This is a genomic window from Arthrobacter sp. TJ-265, from assembly GCF_058269135.1.
Map to the genome: position 1 here is coordinate 33,599 of NZ_JBZCND010000001.1, position 25,949 is coordinate 59,547.

Here is a 25,949-nt window from a genome sequence, read left to right on the forward strand (position 1 = left end):
GTAGAGATACCCCTGGAGAGGTGTGGAGTGCGATGAAGAACAGATGGCTGAGGGTGCTGCTGCCCGTCGTGGTGGTCCTGATCTGGCTGATCGGAGCGGCGGTGGGCGGCCCGACCTTCGGGCGGCTCGAGGAGGTCTCGAGCAACGACCAGGCGTCCTTCCTGCCCGCCGGCGCCGAGTCGACGGAAGCCGGGGAACTGCAGCAGAGGTTCAGTGACTCGGACGCCGTTCCCGCCGTGATCGTGGCGGAATCGGACACCGCGATCGATCCGCGGGACCTCGGCGCCTACGAGGAGCTCGGCGCGACGCTCGGCGGTGTCGAGGGCCTCGAACCCCCGGCCGAGGGGGCGCCGGCGGTCGCCGGTCCCATCCCGTCGGAGGACGGGTTCGCCGTCCAGTACATCGGCTTCGTCTCCTCCGACGCGGAACTCGCGGAGGTGGTCGGCGAGCTGCGCACCATCCTCGACGACGACCTGCCCGAGGGCGTCACCGGCTACGTGACCGGCCCGGCCGGGTTCACCAACGACCTCGTCGAGGCCTTCGGCGGGATCGACGGCATCCTGCTCGCCGTCGCCCTCGGCGCGGTGTTCCTCATCCTCCTCGTCGTCTACCGGTCCATCGTGCTGCCGTTCCTCGTCCTGCTGACCTCGGTGTTCGCGCTGGCGACGTCGATCCTGCTGATCTTCTGGCTCGCGAAGATCGACGTGATCCAGCTCAGCGGCCAGAGCCAGGGCATCCTCTCGATCCTCGTGATCGGCGCCGCCACGGACTACGCGCTGCTGCTCGTCGCCCGGTTCCGGGAGGCGCTCACGGAGAACGAGACGAAGTGGCAGGCCATGCGCGTGGCCTACCGCGGTTCGATCGAGCCGATCCTCGCCTCCGGCGCCACCGTGATCCTCGGCCTGCTGTGCCTGCTCTTCTCGGATCTCAACTCGAACCGGAGCCTCGGGCCGATCGCCGCCATCGGCATCGCCTTCTCGCTCGCCGCGGCGCTCACGCTCCTCCCCGCGTTCCTCCTCCTGTTCGGCAGGGCGGCCTTCTGGCCCCTGCTCCCGCGCTACAACCCCGCGTCGGCCGCCGTCGTCGCCCCGCACCACGGCAGGCACGCCGCGGCGACCGGCGCCGGGCCGGAGACCGGGCTCGAACGGCTGAAGGGACTCTGGCGGCGCGTGGCCCTGCTCGTGGGCCGCCGCCCGCGCGTGCTGTGGATCGCGTCGCTGCTCGTCCTGGTGGCGGGCGCCCTCGGGCTGACCCAGCTGCAGGCCAACGGCGTCCCGCAGTCCGCCCTGATCCTGACGCCGTCCAACGCGGTCGACGGCCAGGAGGCCCTCGCCCGCCACTTCGACGCCGGCTCCGGGAGCCCCGTCTACGTCGTCGCTTCGGAGGCCGACCAGGAGGCCGCGCTCGACGTCGTCTCGGCGCAGGAGGGCATCTCCGACGCCGCCGTGACCGCTGACCCGAGCGGCGCCGCCGTCGTCGAGGACGGGCAGGTCCTCATCAGCGGCACGCTCGAGTACCAGGCCGACTCCGAACAGGCGGAGGACGTCGTCCGCGGGCTGCGGACCGCGCTCGACGACGTCGGCGGAGGAGACGCGCTGGTGGGCGGCGTCACGGCGGTGGCGATCGACACGAACGACACCGCGCTCGCCGACCTCGTCAAGATCATCCCGATCGTCCTGGCGGTCATCCTCGTGGTGCTGATCATCCTGCTCCGTTCCGTGCTCGCGCCGGTAATCCTCGTGGCCAGCGTTGCGCTCTCCTACGCCACGGCGCTCGGTGTCTCGGCGGTGGTGTTCAACACCGTCCTCGGGTTCGAGGGGGCCGACGCATCGGTGCCGTTGTTCGGCTTCGTGTTCCTGGTGGCCCTGGGCGTGGACTACAACATCTTCCTGATGACCCGGGTCCGGGAGGAGTCCCTCCGGATCGGCACGCGGCCCGGCATCCTGCGGGGGCTCGGCGTGACGGGCGGCGTCATCACCTCGGCCGGAGTGGTCCTGGCGGCGACCTTCGCCGCACTGGGCGTGATCCCGATCCTGTTCCTCGCGCAGATCGCGTTCATCGTGGCCTTCGGTGTCCTCCTCGACACCATCCTGGTGCGCTCGCTGCTCATCCCGGCCCTGGCGTACGACATCGGCCCGAGGATCTGGTGGCCGTCCCGGCTCGGCAGGGTGCCGTCCCCGCGGTAACGGGCGGGGCCGACCCGGTCCCGCGGAGAACGGCCCGTCTCCCGGCTCCGGCACAGCCCGGGCCGGGAGGGCTCCTAGGATCAACCCGTATAACTGGAGGATGACTCCCCGAACGAGAACCCCCGACAAGCGAGCCCGCCGTCCGGTGCGTCGCTTCGTCGTCGCCCTGGTGGGCATCGACGGCGCGGGCAAGACGACGGCCGCCTCGGCGCTCGGCGGGCTCCTCGGAACCACGACGCCCACCATGGTCCTCGCCAATCCATCGGGCCGGCGCACCATGACGGCGTGGACCGCGCGGCTCGGCCTCGACGTTCCGCCACGGTCCCTCGACCTCCTGGAATCCGTGGTCCGGGCGGTCAACGTGCTCACCAACCACCTGCGCGCCCACCGGTTCGACGGCGTCGTCATCCTGGACCGGCACCTGCACTGCCAGCAGGCGCTGCGCACCACCCGCGGACTGCCGCGGGGCAGGTTCCTCGCTGCGCTGGCCCGCACGCTGCCGGCCCCGGACGTCGTCGTGTTCCTCGACGTCAGCCCGGAGGAGGCCCTCCGCCGGATCACCGCGCGGGGCTCCGACACCGAACGCGTGGAGCACCTCCGGGCCTACCGCGACGCCTACCGCGGGCTTCCCGAATTCGCGGGTTTCCGGCGCGTGGATGCCGACGGCGCGCAGCCCCGGGTCGTCGAGGAGCTCGAGGGGATCGTCGACGGGGCCGGCCGGGTCGCGGCGCGGTGCGCGACGGCGGACCGTCCTCCGCGTGGGGTGGACGATGCAGCTGCTCCCGCTGGATAAGGTTTCAGGTATGAATGAGATCGCCGCCTTCCTCGACGCACGCATCACCGAGGACGAGAAAGCCGCCCGCACGGGCACCCTCCCGGAAGAAGTGTGGGGTGCGCGGGGCTGGTACGAGCCCGCGCGGGTCCTGTCGGAATGCGAGGCCAAGCGGCGTCTCCTGCAGTTCGCGCTCGCCGACCTCGGTGAGCCCCACGGGTCGAGCGTGCTGAAGCTGCTCGCCGGTCCCTGGGCCGGCCACGGGGGCTACCGGCCGGAGTGGAAGGCCTGACCGGAGGACGGCTCAGGCGCCCGGAGCCCGACGCCGCCCGGCCGGCACCGGGTGACGGGACGGTGAAGCGCAGCGGTCGTACCGGCAAACGTCCTGCTCCAGCGCAAGCTTTGCGCAAGAACTCCGTGCAGGTGCACGCCGCCCACCTGCCGTCGCTAGGCTTGGAGTGTGCCCCTACCTTCGACTCCGTCAGGCCCCGACCAGTATCAGGGCCGGTATCCGGTGGACGGCGCGGCACCCCTCCCACACGATGCCGCCCCGTCCCTCGACGCGCCGGGCAAGGCGGCGCCCCTCGTGGACCCCTCGGTCCTCGGGGACATGGCGCGCGACTTCTCCGACCCCGCCGTCGTCCTCCGGTTCGCGCGTGACTTCTCCGCGACGCTCGAGGGCAAGCTCGAGCGGTTGGAGCTGAGGATCGGGGCCGGCGATGCCACGGGCGCCGAGGACGCCGTCCTCAGCGTGACGACGTCGGCCATGATGGTGGGCGCGGTCCGCCTCGACCAGGCTGCGCGGGTGGTCCACCGGATGATCGTCGCCCACGACCTCGACGGCGCCCGGCGCGCGAGCGCCCTGCTGCGTGCGTGCGCAGCGGACACGCTCGGGGTGCTGCGGGCAGGCTACCCGGACCACCCCGGGGCGGCAGCTCTCAGCTAGTCCTTGTTTCGGGGCACGACGCGGAACCCCACGCCCCGCACCGTCGTGATGAGGTCCGGGCCGCCGTCCACGCGCGCCAGCTTCTGGCGGAGATTCGCGATATGCACCTCGATGGCCCGCTCGTCCGTACGGCTGACGAAGTTGTACCCCCGGTAGTCCCCGCCCCGGGACACCCGGACCAGCTCCTCCTTGGTCCGGACGGCGCCGTTGCCGCGCATCAGCTCGTACAGCAGATTGAATTCGGTCTTCGTGAGCGGCAGTTCCACGCCGGCACAGCTGGCGATCCGCGCGTCGCCGTCCACCGTGATGCCGCCGTTTCGCAGGACGTTGGCGGACTTCGCCGGGACGGCATCGTCGTCGGACGGGGTGGGCGCGGGGGCTGCGAGTGCCTCGGTCCGGGCCGGCGGGGAGTGCGTGTTCTGCCCGATGCGTGGGCGGCGGAGCATCGCGTCGATGCGGGCCCGCAGTTCGCGGGGCCGGAACGGCTTCAGGACGTAGTCGTCGGCTCCGGCCTGGAGTGCGGTGAGGATGTCCATCTCGTCGCTGTGGCCGCTGAGCACGATCACGTAGCAGTCGGTGGTGTTGCGGATCCGGCGCAGGACCTCGTAACCGTCGATATCGGGGAGCCCGATGTCCAGGGTCACCAGCATCGGGTGCTGCTGGCGGACCACGTCGACACCGTCGCGCCCGGTGGTCGCACCACTGACCACGAAGCCGCCCTGTTCCAGGACGGCGCAGACCAGGTTCCGGATGTCGAGATCGTCCTCGATGACGACGGCGGCCCGACGATCGCCCGGTGGGGAGCTATTCATCGCGTGCTGCACCGGGGCGGTTCCGTGGGGCGGCCGGGGTCTGCCGGCGGGCGGGTCTGGGAACTGGGGGGACGTGGCGTGTCCGAGGCATACTCCGTGGACCTGTTCTCTTCGGCGGCCCGGCTGACCTCAGGGGTCCCGTGGCTTTGCGTCCCCGGCTCGCACCGGGTTTGCCTTTGTCGACGAGCGGCTGCTCGCTCGACGATAGTAGCAACCCCCACCGACGCCGTCATGAACGACGGGGAGCGCCGTCGGTCCGTGGCGCCACGGCACCCGACGCAGGGTGTCTCCCTCGCCGTCAGCTCCTCCGCGCAGGTGGGCGGAGGAGGAGCGCCGCGGACCGCAGTACCGCGTCGCTGACGGCAGCCAGGGACGTGGATCCGTGGCGCCACTGCTGCCAGTACAGGGGGACGTCCACGTGGCCTCCCGGGTCGAGCAGGACGAGGCCCTGGGGGTCGGACCGCAACTCCAGTTCGGACACGAGGCCCCACCCCATGCCGAAGCGGATCGCGTCCGCGAAGGCCTGCGCCGCGGGCAGGAAGTGACGCGGCGGGTCGAAGGCACTGCGGATGCGCGAACGGAGGTACTGGTCCTGGAGGTCGTCCTTCCGGTCGAAGAGGACCACGGGGGTGCGGGAGAGCCGTCCCGGCGTCGCCCCGTCGGCGAACCAGGTGTCCCGGAAGTCCACGGAACAGACGGGCACGTAGCGCATGACGCCGAGCGGCTGCGAGGAACATCCCTGCACGGGAGTGGCCACGGACGTGATGGCCGCCGAGGCGGCACCGCTGCGCAGCAGGTCGAGGGAGTAGTCCTCGTCCTCCCGGAGGATCTCGAGCTGCAGGGTGTCTGCGACGCGGGCGAGGGCCGGCAGTACCCAGGTGTGCAGCGAGTCGCCGTTGGCCACGATCGTGATCCGCCGGCGGGGGCCGTCGCGGGCGGAGTCGAGCTCGGTGGCGAGGTCCGCCGACAGCAGTTCGAGCTGCCGCGCGAAGCGGACGATCGCCTCTCCCGCTCCGGTGGGGCGGAGGGGGCGTGTGCGGGTGAGGACCGGGCGCCCGACGGCCACCTCGAGGGCCCGGATCCGCTGGCTGATCGCTGAGGGCGAGACGGACAGCGTGGAGGCCGCTGCCTCGAAACTGCCCTTCTCGATGATCGCCGCAAGGGCTTCGGCCTGTCCCGGATCGACTAATCGCATAAGCAACTCTTATCTCGGTGAAGAAGCATTAGTTTGTCTAAGCATAAGTGCCGGCCCTAGGTTGGTTCCGTGATCTCCACCGCCGCCACCGGCTTCGCCGCCGGACTGACCCTGATCGTCGCCATCGGCTCGCAGAATGCCTTCGTGCTGCGCCAGGGCCTGCGGCGGTCCCATGTCGCGCTGGTCGTGGTGGTGTGCGCCGTCTCGGACCTCGTGCTCATCGTGCTCGGCGTCGGCGGGTTGGGAGCGGCGATCGAGCAGGCCCCCGTGCTCGTGGAGGTGGTGCGCTGGGCCGGGGCGGCTTTCCTCACGGGATACGCCGTCCTCGCGGGGCGGCGCGCGCTCCAGGGGGAGCGGCTCGACGTCGGCGGAGGGCCCGCGACGACGTCCTGGCGTGCCGCGCTCGGAACCTGCCTCGCCCTCACCTGGCTCAATCCGCACGTCTATCTCGACACCGTGCTGCTGCTGGGATCACTCGCGAACACGCACGGCACGCCGGGCCGGTGGTGGTTCGGCGCGGGCGCCGCCCTCGGCAGCATCCTGTGGTTCTCGGCGCTCGGCATGGGGGCGCGCTTCCTCGCCCCCGTCTTCGCCCGCCCCTGGGCCTGGCGCATCCTCGATGCACTGATCGCCGCGGTCATGCTCCTGCTGGCCGTGCTCCTCGTCCTGCGGTAGCGCGCGTCGGTGGTCGCGGCGCTACCCGCGGCTATTCCTCGTTGGCGCGCTCCTCGATCCAGTCCGTCGCCGCGTCCGAGAGCAGGATGCCGTCGGGGCCGCGCTCGCCCATCCACCACGACTCGGAGGCCACCAGGCCGCCGGCCCTGCTGATCTCGGCGACCACCTCGGGCGTGAGCGCCTCACCGTTGTGGGCGATCAGCCACTCCCTGGTCTGCGGCGTGACGCTGTTCCACCATTGTTCGAGATCCATGGGCGACAGTATGGCACCCCCGCGGATCACCCCCGGCGGGTGATCGCCGGGACGACAACCGATGACCTCTTCCTACACTGTGCGTCGCACACCATAGTGTTGACATGGAAATCGACGAGGGCCTGGTCGCCGGACATCTGCAGGAACTGCGGCGCGGGACGGTCGTCCTGGCGTGCCTCACCCGGCTGCGCACCCCCGACTACGGGTATGCGCTCCTGGGCTCGCTCGACGACCTGGACCTCCAGGTCGACGCGAACACGCTCTATCCACTCCTTCGGCGCCTCGAGAAGCAGGGCCTGCTGACCAGCGAGTGGGACACCGCCGAATCCCGTCCGCGCAAGTTCTACCGGACGAGCCCGGCCGGCGACGACCTCGCCGCCACCCTCACCGCCGACTGGGATCGGCTGACCGCCTCGCTGCACCGCCTCGCCGAAGGGGAACTGCCATGACCACGCTGACCGATCGCTATGTATGGGCAGCCGTCCGCACCGTGCCGGACTCCCAGCGCGCCGAGATCGAACCCGAGATCCGGGAGATGATCGGCGACGCCGTCGACGCGCACCGCACCGCCGGGGAGGAGCCCGGCACCGCCGAACGCTCGGCCCTCATGGAGCTGGGCGACCCGGAACGCCTCGCTGCCGACTACGTGCAACGCCCGCTCCTGCTGATCGGGCCCCGGTACTACCTCGACTGGATGCGGCTCCTGAAGACCCTCCTGTCCATCGTGGTCCCGATCGCCACCACGGTGGTCTTCCTCGTGCAGTTCCTGAGCCAGGGGGATCTCGGTGCGGCCATCGGCAGTGCGGTGGCGACCGCGTTGAGCGTCACGGTGCACGTCAGCTTCTGGACCACGCTGGTGTTCGCCGTCCTCGAGCGTGCGAGCGTCACCGACACCGGGGTGGAGTGGTCGCCCGACCGCCTCCCGGCACTGCCCGACCACTCCCGGCGCAGCCGGCTGCCGGAGTTCATCGCATCCCTCGTCTTCCTCGCCGCCCTGGCGGTGACCGTCCTCTGGCAGCAGGTGTCCTCCGTCGTCAGGGCCGCGGACGGAAGCGCTGTCCCGCTGCTCGATCCCGCGCTGTGGTCCTTCTGGCTCCCGTGGTTCCTCGGGCTGATCGCCGCCGAGGCCGTCTTCGCGGCCTGGCTGTACCTGCGGGACTGGTCCTGGGCGGCCGCCGTCGTGAATCTCGTCCTCGCCCTCGCCTTCGCGGTGCCCGCGGTCCTCCTGTGGTCCGGGGGGCGGCTGCTCAATCCCGACTTCGTCGACGCCGTCGGGTGGGATCCGGCCGCCGCGACCGGCGGCGGCTGGACCATCGCCTCCATCGTCACCGGGGTGGTGGTCCTGTTCGTCGCCTGGGATGTGGTGGACGGGTTCCTGAAGGCGCGACGCGCCTCGCACGTCACGCCGCAACGCGCCGTCCTCACGCATCACTGATCCTCCACCCGCTTCTCCACCCGCTTCTCCACCCGCTTCTCCACCCGCTTCTCCACCCGCTTCTCCACCCGCTTCTCCATCCGCGGTCGGGATCCACAGGGAACGCGCGTACGGTGGCGTGATGGCAGCCACCGAGTCCCGTCAGCAGCACATCGTGAGCACCCTCGTGGAGGCCCACCAGGACCTCATGGGCGTCGACCCCCTCGCCTTCCGGGCGCGGTTCCGGAAGATGGCCGCCGATCCGTACGCCTTCTACCGGGGCAGTGCGGCCCTGTTCTACACCGACATGGCACAGCTCGACGACGCCTGGGCGGACGAGCGCACGAGCCGGGTGTGGATCCACGGCGACCTGCACGCGGAGAACTTCGGCACCTACATGAGCAACGAGGGCCGCCTCACGTTCGACGTCAACGACTTCGACGAGGCCTACGTGGGCCACTTCTCGTGGGACCTCCGCCGCTTCGTCGCGTCGCTGACGCTGCTGTGCTGGCAGAAGGCACTGCCGTCGCAGTCGGTGCGCGACCTCTCGCGCATCTACCTCGAGGCCTATCTCGGCCGGGTCGCGGACTACGTGGAGGACGAGCAGTCCACCTTCGCCTTCGGACTCGACAACACGGACGGACCCGTCTACCGGGTGCTGCAGCAGGCCCGGGCGGCGCGCAGGACGCGGCTGCTCGACGCGCTCACCCTCATCGAGGACTACGAGCGCCAGTTCCGGGACGACGGGTCGATCCGGGTGCTCGACGACGACGAGCACCGGGAGGTGGCCGACGCCTTCGACCGCTACCTCTCCACCATCCCGGACAGCGAGCGGTCCCGCCGGCGGGTGTTCTACCGGGTGAAGGGCATCGTGGGCAAGAAGGGGTTCGGGATCGGCAGTGCCGGCCTGCCGACCTACAACGTGCTGATCGAGGGGTTCGACGAGGCCCAGGAGAACGACATCATCCTCACGATGAAGCAGTCGAACATCGCTGCGCCCAGCCGGATCGTGGACGACGAGCGGGTCCGCGGCTACTTCGTGGACGACGGGCACCGCGCCGTCATCAGCCAGCGGTCCCTGCAGACCCACACCGACCCGTTCCTCGGCTACACGACGATCCGCGGCGTCTCCTTCGTGGTGTCGGAGCTCTCGCCCTACAAGCGGGACCTCTCCTGGGAGGACCTCACCGAGCCCGAGCAGATGGTGCCGGTGCTCGAGGCGCTGGGGCAGGCGACGGCGAAGATCCACTGCTCGACCGACGAGGACAGCGACCATGACCTCGTACCGTTCCGCACCGAGACCGCCATCCTGGCCGCCGTGGACCGCTCACGCGAGGACTTCCTCGAGGACATCGTCGGGTTCGGAGAGGCCTACGCGGCCACGGTGCGCGAGGACCACGCGCTCTTCGTGGACGCCTTCCGCGAAGGACTCATCACCGCCGTACCGGCCGCCTAGAGGCCGGAGTTGAGTCGATCGGACTCAACTCCGTTTGGACCTGACCCGGCCGGCCCGTATACTTGAGTGCAGAACGCTCAATCTACGCGCCCGGCGGATGAGCGCCTCGCAAACCCCGGGCAGTCGAAAGGAATTTGCATGTCACGTGCAGTAGGTATTGACCTCGGAACCACCAACTCGGTCGTCTCGGTTCTCGAAGGCGGCGAGCCCACCGTCATCGCGAACGCCGAGGGCGCCCGCACCACGCCGTCGATCGTCGCATTCTCCAAGTCCGGCGAGGTCCTGGTGGGCGAGATCGCCAAGCGCCAGGCAGTCAACAACATCGACCGCACCATCGCGTCGGTCAAGCGCCACATGGGAACCGACTGGAACGTCGCCATCGACGACAAGAAGTACACGCCGCAGGAGATCTCGGCGCGCATCCTCCAGAAGCTCAAGACCGACGCCGAGAGCTACCTCGGCGAGAAGGTCACCGACGCCGTGATCACCGTGCCGGCGTACTTCAACGACGCCGAGCGCCAGGCCACCAAGGAGGCCGGCGAGGTCGCGGGCCTGAAGGTGCTGCGTATCGTCAACGAGCCCACCGCCGCGGCCCTCGCCTACGGCCTGGACAAGGGCAAGGAGGACGAGCTGATCCTCGTGTTCGACCTCGGCGGCGGAACGTTCGACGTCTCCCTGCTCGAAGTCGGCAAGGACGAGGACGCCTTCTCCACCATCCAGGTCCGCTCGACCGCCGGTGACAACCGCCTCGGTGGCGACGACTGGGACCAGCGCGTCGTGGACTACCTGCTCTCGCAGGCCAAGGCCAAGGGCGCCGACCTCTCCAAGGACAAGATCGCCCTGCAGAGGCTGAAGGAAGCCGCCGAGCAGGCCAAGAAGGAACTGTCCTCGGCGACGTCCACCAACATCTCCCTGCAGTACCTCTCGGTGACGCCGGACGGCCCCGTCCACCTCGACGAGCACCTCTCCCGCGCCAAGTTCCAGGACCTCACCAAGGACCTCCTGGACCGCACGAAGAAGCCGTTCCACGACGTCATCACCGAAGCCGGCATCAAGGTGGCCGACATCGACCACATCGTCCTGGTCGGCGGCTCCACCCGCATGCCCGCCGTCGGCGAGCTCGTCAAGGAGCTCGCGGGCGGCAAGGAGCCCAACAAGGGCGTCAACCCGGACGAGGTCGTGGCCGTCGGTGCCGCGCTGCAGGCCGGTGTCCTGAAGGGCGAGCGCAAGGACGTCCTCCTCATCGACGTCACCCCGCTGTCCCTGGGCATCGAGACCAAGGGCGGCATGATGACCAAGCTCATCGAGCGCAACACGGCCATCCCCACCAAGCGCAGCGAGACCTTCACCACGGCGGACGACAACCAGCCGTCGGTGGCCATCCAGGTGTTCCAGGGCGAGCGTGAGTTCACGCGTGACAACAAGCCGCTGGGCACGTTCGAGCTGACCGGCATCGCACCGGCTCCGCGCGGCGTCCCGCAGGTCGAGGTCACGTTCGACATCGACGCCAACGGCATCGTGCACGTGTCCGCCAAGGACAAGGGCACCGGCACCGAGCAGTCGATGACCATCACCGGTGGTTCCTCGCTCTCCAAGGAGGACATCGACCGCATGGTGCGCGAGGCCGAGGAGCACGCCGCCGAGGACAAGAAGCGCCGCGAGGCCGCTGACATCCGCAACGGCGCCGAGCAGCTCGCCTACTCGGTGGACAAGCTGATCGCCGACAACGCGGACAAGCTGCCCGAGGAGGTCAGGACCGAGGTCCAGGCCGACGTCGACGCCCTCAAGAAGGCCCTGGAGACGCAGGACAACGACGACGAGGTCAAGGCGGCCTTCGAGAAGCTGCAGGCCTCGCAGTCCAAGCTCGGCGAAGCGATCTACGCCTCGGCGCAGCAGGACGCCGGCCAGGCCGGCGCAGCGCCCGCCGACGACCAGCCAGCCTCCGCCGGTACCGACGAGGACATCGTCGACGCCGAAGTGGTTGACGAAGACACCAGCGAGAAGAAGTAGTCATGCCGCACCACGGAAACGAAGAAGAGCACCAGTCGGAACCGGTGAACTCATCCGACAGCCGGAGGATCGACCCCGAGACAGGCGAAGTCCGTGGGCAGCAGCAGGACGCCGGCGAGCCGGCCGCGGAGGAATCCGCGGCCGGAGCGCAGGCCACGCCCGCAGCCGACGCTTCCGACGGGGACGCCCTGGCCCAGGCCGAGGCCATTCTGAACGAGGCCGGTGCCGAGGGCGAGAGCAACCCGGCGGTGGACGTCGTCGCGGAGCTCCGCAACGACCTGCTCCGCCTGCAGGCGGAGTACGTCAACTACCGGCGCCGCGTCGAGCGTGACCGGGACGTCGCCCGCGACCAGGCGGTCATCGGCGTCCTCAACTCGCTGATGCCCGTCCTCGACGACATCGACGCCGCCCGTCAGCACGGCGATCTCGCGGAGGGACCGTTCGCGGCCATCGCGGGCAAGCTCGAGAACGTCCTGAAGACGTACGAACTGACCCGGATCGACGAGATCGGCGTCGCGTTCGACCCGAACGTCCACGAGGCGCTCATCCAGCAGCCGAGTGCGGACGTCCAGGCCGACAGCGTCAGCCAGATCCTCCGCGCGGGCTACCGCAAGGGGGAGCGCGTCCTCCGGGCCGCCCAGGTGATCGTGGCAGTGCCGGAGTAATCAGCGGCACGGGCGCCGGGACAGTTCCCGAACGGCGGCAATGAAATTCCTGAGGGCCTTGGCGGCCCTTGGAATATTGAAGCCGCCTTCCTCGGGAACTGTCCCGGCGTAGCACGCTTACCCACTTTTCGAATCGGAAGAACAACGGAAGGAGACGCCCAGTGGCTAGTCAGGATTGGGTCGACAAGGATTTCTACAAGATCCTGGGTGTCTCCAAGGACGCGTCCGGCGACGACATCAAGAAGGCGTACCGGAAGCTCGCGCGCAAGCACCACCCGGACCAGAACCAGGGGGCTGCGGCGTCGGAGCGCACCTTCAAGGATGTGTCGGAGGCCTACTCCGTCCTGTCCGACGCCGAGCAGCGCCAGCAGTACGACGCCATCCGCGCGATGGGCGGCGGCGCGCGCTTCTCCGCAGGCGGAACAGGCGGCGGCGCCGGGGCCAACGCCGGCTTCGAGGACGTCTTCGGCAACCTCTTCGGCCAGGGCGCAGGCACCCGCCAGCGCACCGGTTTCTCGAACGGCAACCTGCCCCCCGAGTTCGCCGACCTGCTCGGTGGCGGGGGCATGGGCGGCGGCGGCTTCCCCGGCGGGTTCCAGTCCACCCGCCCGCAGAAGGGCGCGGACCGCACGGCGAGCACGTCCATCTCCTTCGCCGGTGCCATCAACGGCACGACGATCGGCCTGCGCGAACCCTCCGGGGAGCAGATCGACGTCCGGATCCCGGCCGGGATCCGCGACGGCCAGAAGGTCCGGGTCAAGGGCAAGGGCCAGCCGGGCCAGGCCGGTCCCGGTGACCTCATGGTCAGCGTCAGCGTGAAGGAGCATCCGCTCTTCAAGCGCGACGGCGACAACATCCGCCTGCACGTGCCCGTCAGCTTCCCGGAGGCGGCGCTGGGCGCCGAGATCCAGGTGCCGACGCTCAGCGGCGAGATGGTCACGATGCGGGTACCCGCCGGCACGCCGTCGGGCAGGACCCTCCGGCTCAAGGGCCGTGGGGTGAAGACCTCGAAGACGACCGGTGACCTGCTGGTGGTCGTCGACGTCGTCGTTCCGCAGAACCTCTCGAAGGAGGCGGAAGCGGCGGTGGAGACGTTCCGCGCCGCCACGAAGGACGCGGATCCGCGGGCGGGCCTGGCCGCGAAGGCGCGCCTGTAGCAGGACGTTCGCGCAGTACCTCCGAGCAGCATCCGGGAGCATCGGCAACGGAAGGAGACCCGCCATGGACCACACCTTGCCCATCTATGTCATCTCGGTGGCCGCCGAGCTCGCCGACATGCACCCCCAGACGCTCCGCCAGTACGACCGCCTGGGCCTCGTGACGCCGAGCCGGGCGCCGGGCCGTGCGCGGCGCTACTCCCAGAAGGACGTCAGTACGCTGCGCGAGATCCAGCGACTCTCGCACGAAGGGGTGTCGCTGGAGGGTATCCGGCGGATCCTCGACCTCGAGAACCAGGTCGCGGCGCTCCAGGCGCGCGTCGCGGAACTGACCTCCGAACTGGCGGCCCGCCACGTCCACGCCGAATCGAGCCGGGTCTTCGCCGCCGGTCTCGCGGGGGACGTCGTCACCCTCGTCCGCGGGCAGCGTCCCCGCCCCCGCAGCCAGGCCCTCATGGTGTGGCGCCCCGAGTCGGCGCGCACCTCCACCCAGGCGTTCAACTAGCCCCCGGAGGACCCGGGGCCGGTCCGCACCGCGGGCCCCGCCCCGGTGGAGCCGCGGACCACCAGGTCCGCCTGGAACAGGATCTCGTTCCGCGAGGCCCGGTCCCCGTCCAGTTCGGTGACCAGCGCGTGGACGGCGGCCTCCGCCATCGCCGCCACGTTCTGCCGCAGGGTCGTCAGCGGCGGATCGGTGAAGGCCATGAGCGGGGAATCGTCGAAACCCACCACCGAGATGTCCTCCGGCACCCGCAGGCCGCGGGTCCGGGCGGCACGGACGGCGCCGAGGGCCATCACATCGGAGGCGCAGACGATCGCCGTGTGTCCCGCGTCGATGAGCTCGTTCGCTGCGCTCTGCCCGCCCTCGATGGTGAACATGCTCGTCGCGACGTGCGGCTCGGCGTCGTCCTCGCCGAGGAACTGGACGAGCCCGGAGCGGAAACCCTCCAGCTTGCGACGGCTCGGGATGAAACGGTCGGGGCCCGTCGCGAAGCCCACGCGCTGGTGGCCCTGCGCCACGAGGTGCCGGACGGCCGTGCGGATGGCGGTGGCGTCGTCGTTGGAGACGGATGGCGCGTCGATCTCGGGCCTGGCCCCGTTGACGAGCACGAACGGCACCCGGCCGCGCAGCCGCCGGTAGCGCTCCATGCTCGCCCGGCCGTCGGAGTGGGCGGCGCAGACGAAGATGATCCCGCTGACGCCCTGGTCCAGCATGAGGGCGACGTACTCGTCCTCGGTGATGCCCCCGCCCGGTAGGGTGCACAGGGCAGGGATGTAGTCGTTGGGTGCCAGCAGGGCCGCGATGGCGCCGGCGAAGGCCGGGAAGATGGGGTTCACGAGGTCCGGGACCACGACGCCGATCTGCCCCTTGGAGCGCCCGGCCGTGCGGGAGGGCCGCTCGTAGCCCAGGCTGTCCATCGCCGCGAGGACGGCCTCCCGGGTCTCCTGGGAAGCACCGCCCTTGCCGTTCAGGACGCGCGACACGGTGGGGACGCTGACGCCGGCAGTGCGGGCGACGTCGTCCAGGCGTGGCCGCTCGCGACGCTTCCCGGGGGTCATGGCCCTAATCTAGCGCAGGCCGCGGGCGCTCCCGAAAGATTGCGTGAAAGTTTTGCGAAGACCTTCTGCTCAGCCCCCGGCGTCCCTAGGGTAAGAGTATCCACTCCTCCTCAGTCCGGCCTGCAGCGACGCATGGCCGGGGAAGGACCACCATGACCCTGAACACCACGGATACGGGCCGGACCGGCGGAAGGCCGCCCCTTCGGCGCCGGTCCCGGCTCGCCGCCGTCGTCCTGACCGCGCCGCTCCTCGCGACCCTCATGCCTGCGCCCGCCCTGGCCGACCACACGACGCCGCCGGGTACGGTCGCGCTCGTGGGCTCCCTGCAAGCGGAACTCGGCTGTCCCGACGACTGGCAGCCGGAGTGCGCAGCCACCAGACTCGTACCCGTGGACGGCTCGCCGGACACCTGGTCGGCGACCTTCGATGTCCCCGCCGGATCCTACGAGTACAAGGTGGCGCTGAATGAGTCCTGGGGCGAGAACTACGGCGCCGACGGCGCTGCCGGTGGCGCGAATCTCGCGCTGCAGGCTCCGGGCGGCCCCGTGACCTTCACCTACGACCACCGCACGCACGTCATCTCGAGCGACGCGCCCCCGGCGCCCACGGGGTCGACGGCGGCGCACTGGCTCACCGCGGACACCCTCGCCTGGGGTGCGGAGCTGCCGGAGGACGCCCGCTTCCGGCTGTACTCCGCCCCGGAGGGCGGACTCGTCGCCGAGGACGATCGTGTCACGGGTGGCACCTACCTCGACCTCCAGCGCGGCAGCGATGACCTGCCTGCGGATCTCGCCGCCCGGTACCCGCACCTGGCCGACCTCATGACCGTGACGCTCGGGAAGAAGGACGCCCGGAAGGCCGGTGAACTCCTCAGGGGTCAGCTGCTCCTCGCCGCCGTCGGGCCGGACGGGAAGGTCCTGGCCACCACCGGCGTCCAGGTGCCCGGAGTGCTCGACGACCTCTACGCAGGAGCCGAACGCCGGCAGCTCGGCCTCAGCTGGAAGGGCAGGAAGCCGCACCTCGACCTGTGGGCCCCGACGGCGCGCAGCGTCTCCGTACAGGTCTTCCGCGACGGCTCGGGCGGCGAGCCGATCGCCACGCGCCCCCTGCGCGCGGGCAAGGACGGCGTCTGGAGCGTCGACGGCGAGAAGGACTGGAACGGTGCGTACTACCTCTACGACGTCGAGGTCTTCGTCCCCGAGACCGGCGCCGTGGAACGCAACCTCGTGACCGACCCCTACAGCGTCGGCCTGTCCACGAACTCGGAGCGTTCACTGATCGTGGACCTCACGGATCCGGCGCTCATGCCGTCGTCGTGGTCCACCCTGCCGAAACCTGTCCTCGAGCGCCCCGAGGAGCTGTCCGTCTACGAACTCCACGTGCGGGACTTCTCCATCTCCGACGCCACCGTGCCCGAGGCCGAACGCGGCACGTACGCCGCATTCAGCCGGCCGGACAGCGCCGGCATGCAGCGGCTCTCGGAGCTGGCCGACAACGGGCTCAACGCCATCCACCTCCTGCCCGTGAACGACATCGGCACCATCGAGGAGGACCGGGCGCGGCAGTCCGAACCCGCCTGCGACCTCGAGGCGTTCGCCCCGGACAGCACCGGACAGCAGCAGTGCGTCACCGACGTCGCCGCCCGGGACGGCTTCAACTGGGGCTACGACCCGCTGCACTACACGACGCCGGAGGGCTCCTACTCCACGAACCCCGAGGACGCCACGCGCATCCGCGAGTTCCGCGGCATGATCGCCTCGCTCAACGGGTCCGGGCTGCGGGTCATCCAGGACATCGTCTACAACCACACCGCGGGTGCCGGCCAGTCGTCGGAGAACAACCTCGACCGGATCGTGCCCGGCTACTACCACCGCCTCGACCCCGAGTCGGGTGCCGTCGAGACCTCGACCTGCTGCCCGAACACGGCGACCGAACACACCATGATGGGCAAGCTGATGGTCGACTCGATCGTGACGCTCGCGCGCACTTACAAGCTCGACGGCTTCCGGTTCGACCTCATGGGGCACCACTCGAAGCAGAACATCCTCGACGTCCGTGCGGCCCTCGACACGCTGACCCTCGAGCGCGACGGCGTGGACGGCACGTCCATCTACCTCTACGGCGAGGGCTGGAACTTCGGGGAGGTCGCGGACAACGCCCGGTTCGTCCAGGCCACGCAGGCCACCATGGCCGGCACAGGCATCGGCACGTTCAACGACCGGCTCCGCGATGCCGTGCGCGGCGGCGGACCCTTCGACGACGACCCCCGGATCCAGGGCTTCGCCTCCGGGCTGCTGACCGACCCGAACGGCGTCGCCGGCAACGGCACCACGGCCGAACAGCGCGCCGAGCTGCTGCTGTCGCAGGACCAGATCCGGGTGGGGCTCACCGGCAACCTGAGGGACTACACGTTCACCGACCGCACCGGCCGGCAGGTCACGGGCGCCGACGTCGACTACAACGGGTCGCCGACCGGGTACGCCGCGGACCCGCAGGAGAGCATCACCTACGTGGAGGCGCACGACAACGAGACGCTCTTCGACGCGCTCGCGTTCAAGCTGCCGGCCGACACCCCGATGGCCGACCGCATCAGGATGCAGACGCTGGCGCTGTCCACCACGGCCCTCGGCCAGGGGGTCTCCTTCTGGCACGCGGGAGGCGAGGCGCTGCGCAGCAAGTCGCTGGACCGCAACAGCTACGACTCCGGCGACTGGTTCAACATCCTCGACCACACGGGCACGGACAACGGCTTCGGCCGGGGGCTGCCGCCGCGGGCTGACAACGAGGGCAAGTACGCGTTCATGCGGCCGCTGCTGGCCGACCCGGCGCTCAAGCCGTCACCGGCTGACATCGACGCCGCGAGCGGGCAGGCGCAGGAGCTGCTGCGGATCCGGCAGGGCAGCCCGCTGTTCAGCCTCGGCACGGCCGCGCTCGTCCAGCAGAAGCTGTCCTTCCCGGGCAGCGGCCCGGACCAGACGCCCGGCGTCATCGTGATGCACCTGGACGACACCGTCGGTCCCGATGTCGATCCCGGGCGGAAGGGCATCGTCGTGGTCTTCAACGCCTCCGACGAGCCCACCACCCAGCGCGTCCCCGCCGCCGCCGGCAAGGGCTTCGCGCTGCACGCCGTCCAGGCGGACGGGAGCGACGACATCGTCCGCCAGGCGGCGGCCACCGCGGACGGGACGTTCACCGTCCCTGCCCGCACGGTTGCGGTGTTCGAGGCGCGGTAGTCCGCCCCCGGGGCCCGGCATCCCTTCCGGGGTGCCGGGCCACGTGCGTCCCGGGAAGAATCGGCGCGCGTCGCCGCGACGATCGGACCTGGCTGAACCCGGAGACCACGGTGGCTCGCACGACGAGTACCGTCTCGAGCCGGGTGCGTGACGCGGAGGTCTGCGCTACACCGCCAGGGGGACGGGATGCACCTCGTCCGCGGGATGACCTGTGCGTTCGTGAATGCGCTTCACGGCGTCCGCGGACGGGGCGTCGGACAGGCAATAGACGACGCCCGCCTCAGGGTCGGCCCAGGCGCTCCTGAAGACGACGTCCTCCTCGCCCTGAATGGCGAGATCTGCCGCGTGAGCCGCCTCCAGATCCTCCTTCGTCAGGCCCTTCATGTTGTGGTGGACATCCATGAATGAAGGCATGACAACCCTCCTCGATCGTGGTTGATATTGGCTGCAGGGGTGTGAGGTCTGCAGGATAGATGCCTGGCGGAGGGTCGTCAAGAGGCCCGCCCTGGTGTCGGGCCGGGTCCGGGTCAGGCCGACGGGGCGGCGGTGCTCGACCGGATGATCAGCGCGGTCCGGGCGGAGTGGTTGGTGGGACGGTACGCGTCCGGGTCCTGCAGGATCTGCAGGAGGCGCTCGACGGCGCGCTTGCCCTGCTGCTGCGGGAACTGGGCGACGGTGGTCAGGCCGAGCGCCTCACCGAGCTCGTGCCCGTCGATGCCGATGACCGAGACGTCCTCGGGGACGCGCAGGCCCAGCTCGCGGGCGGCCAGGATGGCGCCGATGGCCATCTCGTCGGAGGCACAGAACACGGCGGTCGGGGTGTCCCGCGGGTAGCCGAGGAGCTGCTTCGCCTGGCTGTGCGCGCCCTGGATGGTGAAGTCGGCATCCACACGCCAGGAGTCGAGGATCTCCAGGCCTGCCGCGGCCATCGCCGATTCGTAGCCGTGGCGGCGCGTGCCGGCGATCCGGAAATCGTTCTCGAAGGCGTCGGACCCGCCGATGTGGGCGATCCGCCGGTGCCCGAGGTTGATGAGGTGCTCGGTGGCGAGTTCCGCGATCTCGCGGTCGTTGACGCTGTAGGTCTCCGCGCCGGGGAGCGGGCCGCCGATCCCGACGACGGGCTTCCCGACGGCCAGGAGCTGTCCCAGTTCCTCGCGGCTCAGTTCGAGGGAGACCGGGATGACGCCGTCGCAGCGCTGGCGCAGCAGGAACTCGGAGAGGACCCGGTCGCGGATGGCGGCGTCCTCGTTCAGGTTGTAGAGCGTGAGATCGTAGCCGGCGGTGAGGAGGGACGCCGCGAGGCTGTCCACGATCTGGGAGTAGTACCAGCGGGCGACGGACGGCACGACGACGCCGATGTTGCGGTGTCGCCCGGAGGCCAGGGACGAGGCGGTCGAGCTGACGACGAAGTCGAGCTCCCTCGCCGCCTGCAGCACGCGGGCGCGCGCACGCTCGGAGACCCGGCCGTTGCCGCTGAGGGCCCGGGAGACGGTGGCGGTGGACACGCCGGCCAGCTGGGCGACGTCCTTGATGCCGGCCATGGTCCCCTTTCCGCGTGGGCAGCAGTGACGGGGACACCCCGCCAGGGTGTCCCCGTCCGATCATTGCGGATCCTGTGCGGATCTCCTACCCGGCGGCGGCCATCAGCCAGACGCAGGCGTTCGGGGCGAGCGTGCCCTCCGTGACCGAGCCCGGCGTGCTGGCGGCGATGACGGTGCCTTCCGGCAGGGGAGCGGCGAACTCGCCCATGTTGAGCACCACCATCACCTCGCCGTTCCGGAAGGCGACGACGTCGGACGCCTCGAACTCACGGGACCAGCTGAGGGACCCGGCGCCGAGGCGCAGGTCCCGGCGGAGCTGCAGGGCCGTCCGGTACAGGGAGAGGGTGGACTCGGGGTCTGCGGACTGCGCGTCGCGCGCGTACTCCGCCCAGCCCTCGGGCTGCGGCAGCCACGGGGCCACGGGCGCCTCGGCGTCACCGAACCCGAACGCCGGCGCCTCGGCCTGCCAGGGGAGGGGGACGCGGCATCCGTCGCGGCCGATCCTCTCGCCGGCCGTGCGGACGAAGGTCGGGTCCTGCCGGGCGTCGTCGGGCATTGCCGTGTGGTCGGGCAGGCCGAGCTCCTCGCCCTGGTAGAGGTAGATCCCACCGGGCAGCGCGAACATGGCGAGCGACGCGGCGCGGGCGCGGGCGAGACCGGTCGCGGTGTCGGGCTGCGCGTCCGAGCGGCCGATGCCGTCGCCGCCCCGCGGCGGGCCGTCCGTCAGCCCGAAGCGGCTGGCGTGCCGCACGACATCATGGTTGCTGAGCACCCAGGTGGTGGGTGCGTCCACGGCGTCGAACGCGGTGAGGGAGGAGGAGATGACGTGCCGGAGTCCGTGGGCGTTCCACGGGTGGTGGAGGTAGGCGAAGTTGAACGCCTGGTGCATCTGGTCGGGGCGGACCCAGTTCGTGAGCCGCGGCAGGGGGTCGATCGAGGCTTCCGCGCACAGGATCCGCTCGCCGTCGTACTCGGCGAGGATGGCCCGCCACTGCCGGTAGATGTCGTGGATCTCCTCCTGGCCGAACATGGGCGCCTCCCAGCCGGGGAAGCCCTCGGAGGATCCGCCGTCGGCGCGTCCGCCCCAGTCCGGCAGCCCCTCGGCCTTGATGAGGGCGTGGGCCACGTCGACGCGGAAGCCGCCGACGCCGCGGTCGAGCCAGAAGCGCAGGACCCGCTCGAACTCGGTCCGCACAGCCGGGTTGTCCCAGTTGAAGTCGGGCTGCGAGGAGTCGAACAGGTGGAGGTACCACTGGCCCGGCGTGCCGTCGGCGTCGATGACGCGGGTCCAGGCCGGCCCGCCGAAGTGCGACTGCCAGTTGTTGGGCGGCTCGCTGCCGTCCGTACCGCGGCCGTCACGGAAGATGAACATCGCCCGTTCCGCGGAGCCCGCGGGAGCCGCGAGGGCGGCCTGGAAGAGCACGTGCTCGCTGGAGCAGTGGTTGGGGACGAGGTCGACGATCACGCGGATGCCCAGGCGGTCGGCGCGGGCCACGAGGGCGTCGAAGTCGGCGAGCGTGCCGAACAGGGGGTCGACGTCGCAGTAGTCCGCGACGTCGTAGCCGCCGTCGCGCTGGGGGGAGGTGAAGAACGGCGAGAGCCAGAGGGCGTCGATGCTGAGCTCGGCGAGGTGCTCGAGTTCGGCCGTGATGCCCGGGAGGTCGCCCATGCCGTCGCCGTTCGAGTCGCGGAAGGACCGCGGGTACACCTGGTAGATGACGGACGAGCGCCACCACTGGTCGCCCTCGGACGGGGCATGGAGGGGTGCGTGGAAGGCATCGGGGGAGGACAGGTCCTCACCGTGCAGGAGCGGGGCGATCTCAGACATGCGAATCATCCTAGACCGCGGGGGGCCGGAATATGGAAGCGCTTTCAACGAGAACACTCTTGCATCTGCGACTTTCCTTCGGTTTCGGCGCGTCGAAGGACCTTCTTTGAAGAAATCCGATGCAAGCGTTTACAGTTGTGACTCGGGTCACCGTCGCCTCCGAGTAGGAGCGGCTGCGACACCTCCATCTCCCGGCCCGCGAAGCCCCGTGCTTCATCGGGAGATCGACAGAAGCCGTTCATGAAAGGAACACCAATGAAGGTGCGATCCCCCCAGCCGACCCGTCGGCACGCTCTGATCACCGGCGTCATGTCGGTGGCCGTCCTGGCCCTCACGGCCTGCGGCGGAGGGGCCGCCGAGTCCTCCTCGGCCGGCTCCAGCTCCGCCGCCCCGAATCTCGCCGAGGGCGGCGCCACCACCCTCACCATGTGGGTCGACGCCGAGCGCGCCCCCGCCCTCGAGGAGATCACCAAGTCCTTCAAGGAGGACACCGGCATCGAGGTCAAGCTCGCGGTCAAGGACTTCGCCGCCGTCCGCGACGACTTCATCACCCAGGTGCCCACCGGCAAGGGACCCGACCTGATCGTGGGCCCCCACGACTGGCTGGGCACGTTCGTGCAGAACGGCGTCGTCGCCCCCGTGGAGCTCGGCGACAAGGCGTCCGAGTTCCAGGAGTCCGCCGTGCAGGCCATGACCTACGACGGCAACGTCTACGGCGTGCCCTACGCGCTGGAGAACATCGCGCTGCTGCGCAACACGGACCTCGTCCCCGAGGCCGCCGCCACGTTCGACGAGGTCATCGCCAACGGCGAGGCCGCCGTCGCCGACGGGAAGGCGACCTACCCGTTCCTGGTGGGCATGGACCCCAAGCAGGGCGACCCCTACCACCTGTACCCGCTGCAGACCTCGATGGGCGTGCCGGTGTTCGGGCAGAACGAGGACGGCAGCTACAACCCCGACGAGCTGCTGCTCGGCGAGCCGAACGGCGTCGAATTCGCCAAGAAGCTCGTGGAGTGGGGCGACACCGGATCCAAGATCATCAACTCGAACATCACGGGTGACATCGCCAAGGAGAAGTTCAACGCCGGGGAGTCGCCCTACTTCCTCACCGGCCCCTGGAACGTCCCCGACGCGCAGGCCGCAGGCCTGAACCTCGCCGTCGACACGCTCCCCACGGTCGGCGACCAGGACGCCCAGCCCTTCATCGGCGTCAACGGCTTCTTCATCTCGTCGAAGAGCGCCAATGCGCTCGCGGCGAACGAGTTCGCCGTCAACTACCTGAGCACCGAAGCCGCCCAGGACGCGATGTACGACGTCGGAGGCCGCCCGCCCGCCCTCAAGGCCAGCTTCGACAAGGCGGCGTCCGATCCCATCGTCGCCGCGTTCGGTGAGATCGGCGCCAACGGCGTCCCGATGCCCGCACTGCCCGAGATGCAGGCCGTCTGGGCCGACTGGGGAGGAACCGAGCTCGCGCTGATCAAGGGCAGCGCGGATCCCGCTGCGGCCTGGACCACCATGGTGAGCAACATCGAGGCGAAGATCGCCGAACAGTAGGACCCGCAGTAGCGCAGTAGCGCAGTAACGCAGTAACGCAGTACCCCGGCGCCCGTCGCCCCGGCGACGGGCGCCACCTTTCTCATCGCCACCCCTTCGAGGTGGCGGCACCACAGCAGCGGCCTTCCGCGCCGATCACCGAAAGCCTCCGCCATGCTCACAACGGCCCCTCCCGGCCCGGCCGCCACGCGTCCGACGAAGCCAGCCGTCCGCTCCGATTCGACCCTCGGCCTGCTCGCGAAGATCGTGCTGCTCGGCCTCGTGGACGCCTTCGCCGTCTACGTCCTCATCACGCTCTTCCTGCAGGAGAAGTGGGTGATCCTCCTCGTCGGGGCAGCCGTGACGGTCCTCATCAACTGGATCTACCTGCGCAGGGGCGGCCTGCCGGCGAAATACCTCGCCCCCGGGATCTTCTTCCTGGTGGTCTTCCAGGTGTTCGTCATGATCTACAGCGGCTACGTGGCCTTCACTAACTACGGTGACGGCCACAACAGCACCAAGGCCGACGCGGTGAACGCCATCCAGCTCTCCGCGCAGCAGCGGGTCCCGGATTCCCCCGCCTACCGCGTCTCGGTCCTCGAGGCCGACGGCGTATTCCACCTCCTCGCCACCGACCCCGACGGCGGGGTGTCGGTGGGCACCACCGGCGTGCCGCTCGAGGAGGCCGACGACGCCGTCACCGACGGCACCGGCAAGGGCGTGGAACTCGAGGGCTACCGCACGCTGCAGTTCGGGGAGGTCCTCGCGAACCAGGCGGACATCCTCGCGATCACCGTCCCGTTCTCCGACGACCCGGAGGACGGCAGCCTCAAGACCAGCGACGGCTCGAACGCCTACGTCTACCGCCCGGCGCTGAGCTACGACGAGACCACGAGCACCTTCACCGACCTCGAGACGGGGACCACCTACTCCGACACCGGCGAGGGCTCCTTCCGGTCCGCGGACGGCGAGCAGCTGAGCACCGGCTGGAAGATCAACGTGGGCTTCGACAACTTCGTGAAGGCGTTCACCGACCCGAACATCCGCGGCCCGCTGCTGCAGGTGGTCCTGTGGACCTTCACCTTCGCGATCGTGTCCGTCCTGTCCACGTTCGCGCTCGGCCTGTTCCTCGCGAACGCCTTCAACCTGCCGGACCTCCGCGGCAAGCGGATCTACCGCATCCTGATGATCCTGCCCTACGCCTTCCCGGCCTTCCTCGCCGGCCTCGTGTGGTCGGGCCTGCTGAACCCCGAGTTCGGCTTCGTCAACAACACCTTCTTCGGTGGCGCGGACATCCCGTGGCTGACGGACCCGCTGCTCGCGAAGATCAGCGTCCTGGTCGTGAACCTCTGGCTCGGCTTCCCGTACATGTTCCTGGTGTGCACGGGGGCCCTGCAGTCCCTGCCCGAGGAGGTCACCGAAGCCGCCCGCATGGACGGCGCGACCGCATGGCGCACCTTCACCGCCATCAAGCTGCCCCTCCTGCTGGTGTCGGTCGCGCCGCTGCTGATCGCGAGCTTCGCCTTCAACTTCAACAACTTCAACGTCATCTACATGCTGACCGACGGCGGCCCCCGCTTCTCGGGCACGACGGCGAACATCGGCCACACCGACATCCTGATCACCATGGTCTACGAGATCGCGTTCGGCACCGGGGTGGGCCGCGACTACGGCCTGGCCAGCGCACTGTCCATCATCATCTTTCTCATCGTCGCCGTGATCTCCGCCCTCAGCTTCCGGCAGACCAAGGCCCTGGAGGACATCAACTGATGACCACGTTCACCGATCCCCAGGCAGCCGCCCCCACCGAGACGCGGGCGGGCGGGTCCGGCCGTGTGCCGGAGCAGCGCAGGCGCACGTTCGGCCAGTGGTTCAGGCACAAGGGCTGGCGCCACGTCGTCGGCGTCGTGACCACGCTCTTCGCCGTGTTCCCGCTGCTCTACGTGCTCTCCGCCGCGCTGAACTCCAACGGCACCATGGCCGGCTCCAACGTCCTGTTCAGCAGGTTCGACACCGGCAACTTCGAGGCGCTGTTCAGCAACCCGAGCAGGCCCTTCGGGCGGTGGTTCATGAACACCATGATCATCGGCGTGGTGACCTCGGCGGCCACCGTGTTCCTCGGCGCCCTCGCCGCCTACGCGTTCAGCCGCATGCGCTTCAAGGGCCGCCGCGTGAGCCTGCTCTCGCTGCTGATCCTGCAGATGTTCCCGCAGCTGCTCGCCGTCGTCGCGATCTTCCTGCTCCTCAACGCCATCACCGACGTCGTCCCGTGGCTGGGCCTCGGCAGCCAGCTCGGCCTGATCATGGTCTACCTGGGTGGCGCCCTGGGCGTGAACACGTACCTCATGTACGGGTTCTTCAACACCGTCCCGAAGTCCCTGGACGAGGCCGCGCGCATCGACGGCGCCAGCCACGTGCAGGTGTTCTTCACGATCATCCTGCCGCTCGTCACGCCCATCCTCGCGGTGGTGGGGCTCCTCGCGTTCATCGGACTGAGCAGCGAATTCGTGATCGCCAGCGTGGTGCTGACCGATCCCGAGTCGCAGACCCTCGCCGTCGGCCTGTACTCCTACGTGGCGCAGCAGCGGTCGGAGAACTGGGGCGTCTTCGCGGCGGGCGCGGTGCTCGCGGCCGTGCCGGTCATGGCCCTGTTCCTCTTCCTGCAGAAGTACATCACCACCGGCCTCGTCTCCGGCTCCGTCAAGGGCTGAGC

Annotated in this window: 23 protein-coding genes and 1 riboswitch; of the genes, 16 read left to right on the forward strand and 7 right to left on the reverse strand. The window is 69.9% G+C overall.

What is annotated here, in order from left to right:
• Positions 1-32: 32 nt before the first annotated feature.
• The 4 genes from AC4D2E_RS00175 to AC4D2E_RS00190 all read left to right on the forward strand — a co-directional run bounded on the left by AC4D2E_RS00175 (position 33) and on the right by AC4D2E_RS00190 (position 3,904).
• Positions 33-2,186 carry an MMPL family transporter gene (locus AC4D2E_RS00175; protein ID WP_490951318.1) on the forward strand — a complete coding sequence of 718 codons (2,154 nt, stop codon included), beginning with the start codon at positions 33-35 and terminating at the stop codon, positions 2,184-2,186.
• Between the two features lie 100 nt (positions 2,187-2,286).
• Entirely contained in the window at positions 2,287-2,979 is a 693-nt protein-coding gene (locus AC4D2E_RS00180; RefSeq protein WP_490951319.1) for an AAA family ATPase, read from the forward strand.
• Between the two features lie 10 nt (positions 2,980-2,989).
• Entirely contained in the window at positions 2,990-3,250 is a 261-nt protein-coding gene (locus AC4D2E_RS00185) for a DUF6221 family protein (RefSeq protein WP_490910143.1), read from the forward strand.
• 168 nt (positions 3,251-3,418) lie between these two features.
• Positions 3,419-3,904 (forward strand): hypothetical protein, encoded by a 486-nt coding sequence (locus AC4D2E_RS00190; RefSeq protein ID WP_490951320.1) that lies wholly within the window; start codon positions 3,419-3,421, stop codon positions 3,902-3,904.
• Here the strand turns inward: AC4D2E_RS00190 and AC4D2E_RS00195 are convergent.
• On the reverse strand, positions 3,901-4,716 hold the full coding sequence (locus AC4D2E_RS00195; protein WP_490951321.1) for a response regulator transcription factor: 816 nt from the start codon (positions 4,714-4,716) through the stop codon (positions 3,901-3,903). The two genes, AC4D2E_RS00190 and AC4D2E_RS00195, sit on opposite strands and share 4 nt — an antisense overlap.
• A gap of 110 nt (positions 4,717-4,826) precedes the next feature.
• A riboswitch (cyclic di-GMP riboswitch) is annotated at positions 4,827-4,901 on the reverse strand.
• A 113-nt stretch (positions 4,902-5,014) separates the two neighbouring features.
• Positions 5,015-5,911 carry a LysR family transcriptional regulator ArgP gene (locus tag AC4D2E_RS00200; RefSeq protein ID WP_490951322.1) on the reverse strand — a complete coding sequence of 299 codons (897 nt, stop codon included), beginning with the start codon at positions 5,909-5,911 and terminating at the stop codon, positions 5,015-5,017.
• 69 nt (positions 5,912-5,980) lie between these two features.
• Here AC4D2E_RS00200 and AC4D2E_RS00205 point away from each other — a divergent pair, with 69 nt between their 5' ends.
• The gene (locus AC4D2E_RS00205) at positions 5,981-6,586 is read left to right on the forward strand and encodes a LysE/ArgO family amino acid transporter (protein ID WP_490951323.1); all 606 of its coding nucleotides are present in this window, start codon (positions 5,981-5,983) and stop codon (positions 6,584-6,586) included.
• Between the two features lie 31 nt (positions 6,587-6,617).
• Here AC4D2E_RS00205 and AC4D2E_RS00210 read toward each other — a convergent pair whose 3' ends face one another.
• Entirely contained in the window at positions 6,618-6,839 is a 222-nt protein-coding gene (locus tag AC4D2E_RS00210; protein ID WP_104167966.1) for a hypothetical protein, read from the reverse strand.
• 104 nt (positions 6,840-6,943) lie between these two features.
• Between AC4D2E_RS00210 and AC4D2E_RS00215 the strand changes: the two genes are divergently transcribed.
• The 7 genes from AC4D2E_RS00215 to AC4D2E_RS00245 all read left to right on the forward strand — a co-directional run bounded on the left by AC4D2E_RS00215 (position 6,944) and on the right by AC4D2E_RS00245 (position 14,046).
• Positions 6,944-7,288, forward strand: coding sequence for a PadR family transcriptional regulator (locus AC4D2E_RS00215; protein WP_104167967.1), 345 nt, complete (start codon positions 6,944-6,946; stop codon positions 7,286-7,288).
• Positions 7,285-8,274, forward strand: coding sequence for a permease prefix domain 1-containing protein (locus AC4D2E_RS00220; protein WP_490951324.1), 990 nt, complete (start codon positions 7,285-7,287; stop codon positions 8,272-8,274). Before AC4D2E_RS00215 ends, AC4D2E_RS00220 begins: the two co-directional genes overlap by 4 nt.
• Before the next feature lie 121 nt (positions 8,275-8,395).
• Complete coding sequence (locus AC4D2E_RS00225) at positions 8,396-9,709, forward strand: DUF2252 domain-containing protein (RefSeq protein WP_104167970.1); 1,314 nt, start codon at positions 8,396-8,398, stop codon at positions 9,707-9,709.
• Between the two features lie 138 nt (positions 9,710-9,847).
• Positions 9,848-11,719, forward strand: a complete 1,872-nt coding sequence (dnaK, locus tag AC4D2E_RS00230) for a molecular chaperone DnaK (protein WP_104167971.1) — start codon at positions 9,848-9,850, stop codon at positions 11,717-11,719.
• A gap of 2 nt (positions 11,720-11,721) precedes the next feature.
• Complete coding sequence (locus AC4D2E_RS00235; protein ID WP_104167972.1) at positions 11,722-12,384, forward strand: nucleotide exchange factor GrpE; 663 nt, start codon at positions 11,722-11,724, stop codon at positions 12,382-12,384.
• 161 nt (positions 12,385-12,545) lie between these two features.
• Positions 12,546-13,541, forward strand: coding sequence for a DnaJ C-terminal domain-containing protein (locus tag AC4D2E_RS00240; RefSeq protein WP_490951325.1), 996 nt, complete (start codon positions 12,546-12,548; stop codon positions 13,539-13,541).
• Between the two features lie 64 nt (positions 13,542-13,605).
• Positions 13,606-14,046 carry a heat shock protein transcriptional repressor HspR gene (locus AC4D2E_RS00245; RefSeq protein WP_104167974.1) on the forward strand — a complete coding sequence of 147 codons (441 nt, stop codon included), beginning with the start codon at positions 13,606-13,608 and terminating at the stop codon, positions 14,044-14,046.
• Here the strand turns inward: AC4D2E_RS00245 and AC4D2E_RS00250 are convergent.
• Positions 14,043-15,101, reverse strand: coding sequence for a LacI family DNA-binding transcriptional regulator (locus tag AC4D2E_RS00250; protein ID WP_490910135.1), 1,059 nt, complete (start codon positions 15,099-15,101; stop codon positions 14,043-14,045). The genes AC4D2E_RS00245 and AC4D2E_RS00250 overlap by 4 nt on opposite strands.
• Positions 15,102-15,253: 152 nt before the next feature.
• On the opposite strand from AC4D2E_RS00250, the gene pulA reads away from it, so the two are divergent.
• Positions 15,254-18,334, forward strand: coding sequence for a pullulanase-type alpha-1,6-glucosidase (pulA, locus tag AC4D2E_RS00255; protein ID WP_490951326.1), 3,081 nt, complete (start codon positions 15,254-15,256; stop codon positions 18,332-18,334).
• A 165-nt stretch (positions 18,335-18,499) separates the two neighbouring features.
• Here pulA and AC4D2E_RS00260 read toward each other — a convergent pair whose 3' ends face one another.
• The 3 genes from AC4D2E_RS00260 to AC4D2E_RS00270 form a co-directional block, all read right to left on the reverse strand.
• The gene (locus AC4D2E_RS00260) at positions 18,500-18,748 is read right to left on the reverse strand and encodes an SCO4226 family nickel-binding protein (protein WP_104167977.1); all 249 of its coding nucleotides are present in this window, start codon (positions 18,746-18,748) and stop codon (positions 18,500-18,502) included.
• Positions 18,749-18,861: 113 nt separating this feature from the next.
• Entirely contained in the window at positions 18,862-19,875 is a 1,014-nt protein-coding gene (locus tag AC4D2E_RS00265; protein WP_104167978.1) for a LacI family DNA-binding transcriptional regulator, read from the reverse strand.
• Positions 19,876-19,960: 85 nt separating this feature from the next.
• On the reverse strand, positions 19,961-21,703 hold the full coding sequence (locus AC4D2E_RS00270) for a glycoside hydrolase family 13 protein (protein ID WP_490951327.1): 1,743 nt from the start codon (positions 21,701-21,703) through the stop codon (positions 19,961-19,963).
• A gap of 255 nt (positions 21,704-21,958) precedes the next feature.
• Here AC4D2E_RS00270 and AC4D2E_RS00275 point away from each other — a divergent pair, with 255 nt between their 5' ends.
• The 3 genes from AC4D2E_RS00275 to AC4D2E_RS00285 all read left to right on the forward strand — a co-directional run bounded on the left by AC4D2E_RS00275 (position 21,959) and on the right by AC4D2E_RS00285 (position 25,947).
• Entirely contained in the window at positions 21,959-23,257 is a 1,299-nt protein-coding gene (locus tag AC4D2E_RS00275; RefSeq protein WP_490910132.1) for a sugar ABC transporter substrate-binding protein, read from the forward strand.
• 153 nt (positions 23,258-23,410) lie between these two features.
• Entirely contained in the window at positions 23,411-25,006 is a 1,596-nt protein-coding gene (locus AC4D2E_RS00280; protein WP_490951328.1) for an ABC transporter permease subunit, read from the forward strand.
• Complete coding sequence (locus AC4D2E_RS00285; RefSeq protein ID WP_490951329.1) at positions 25,006-25,947, forward strand: sugar ABC transporter permease; 942 nt, start codon at positions 25,006-25,008, stop codon at positions 25,945-25,947. Before AC4D2E_RS00280 ends, AC4D2E_RS00285 begins: the two co-directional genes overlap by 1 nt.
• The last annotated feature ends 2 nt before the right edge of the window (positions 25,948-25,949 follow it).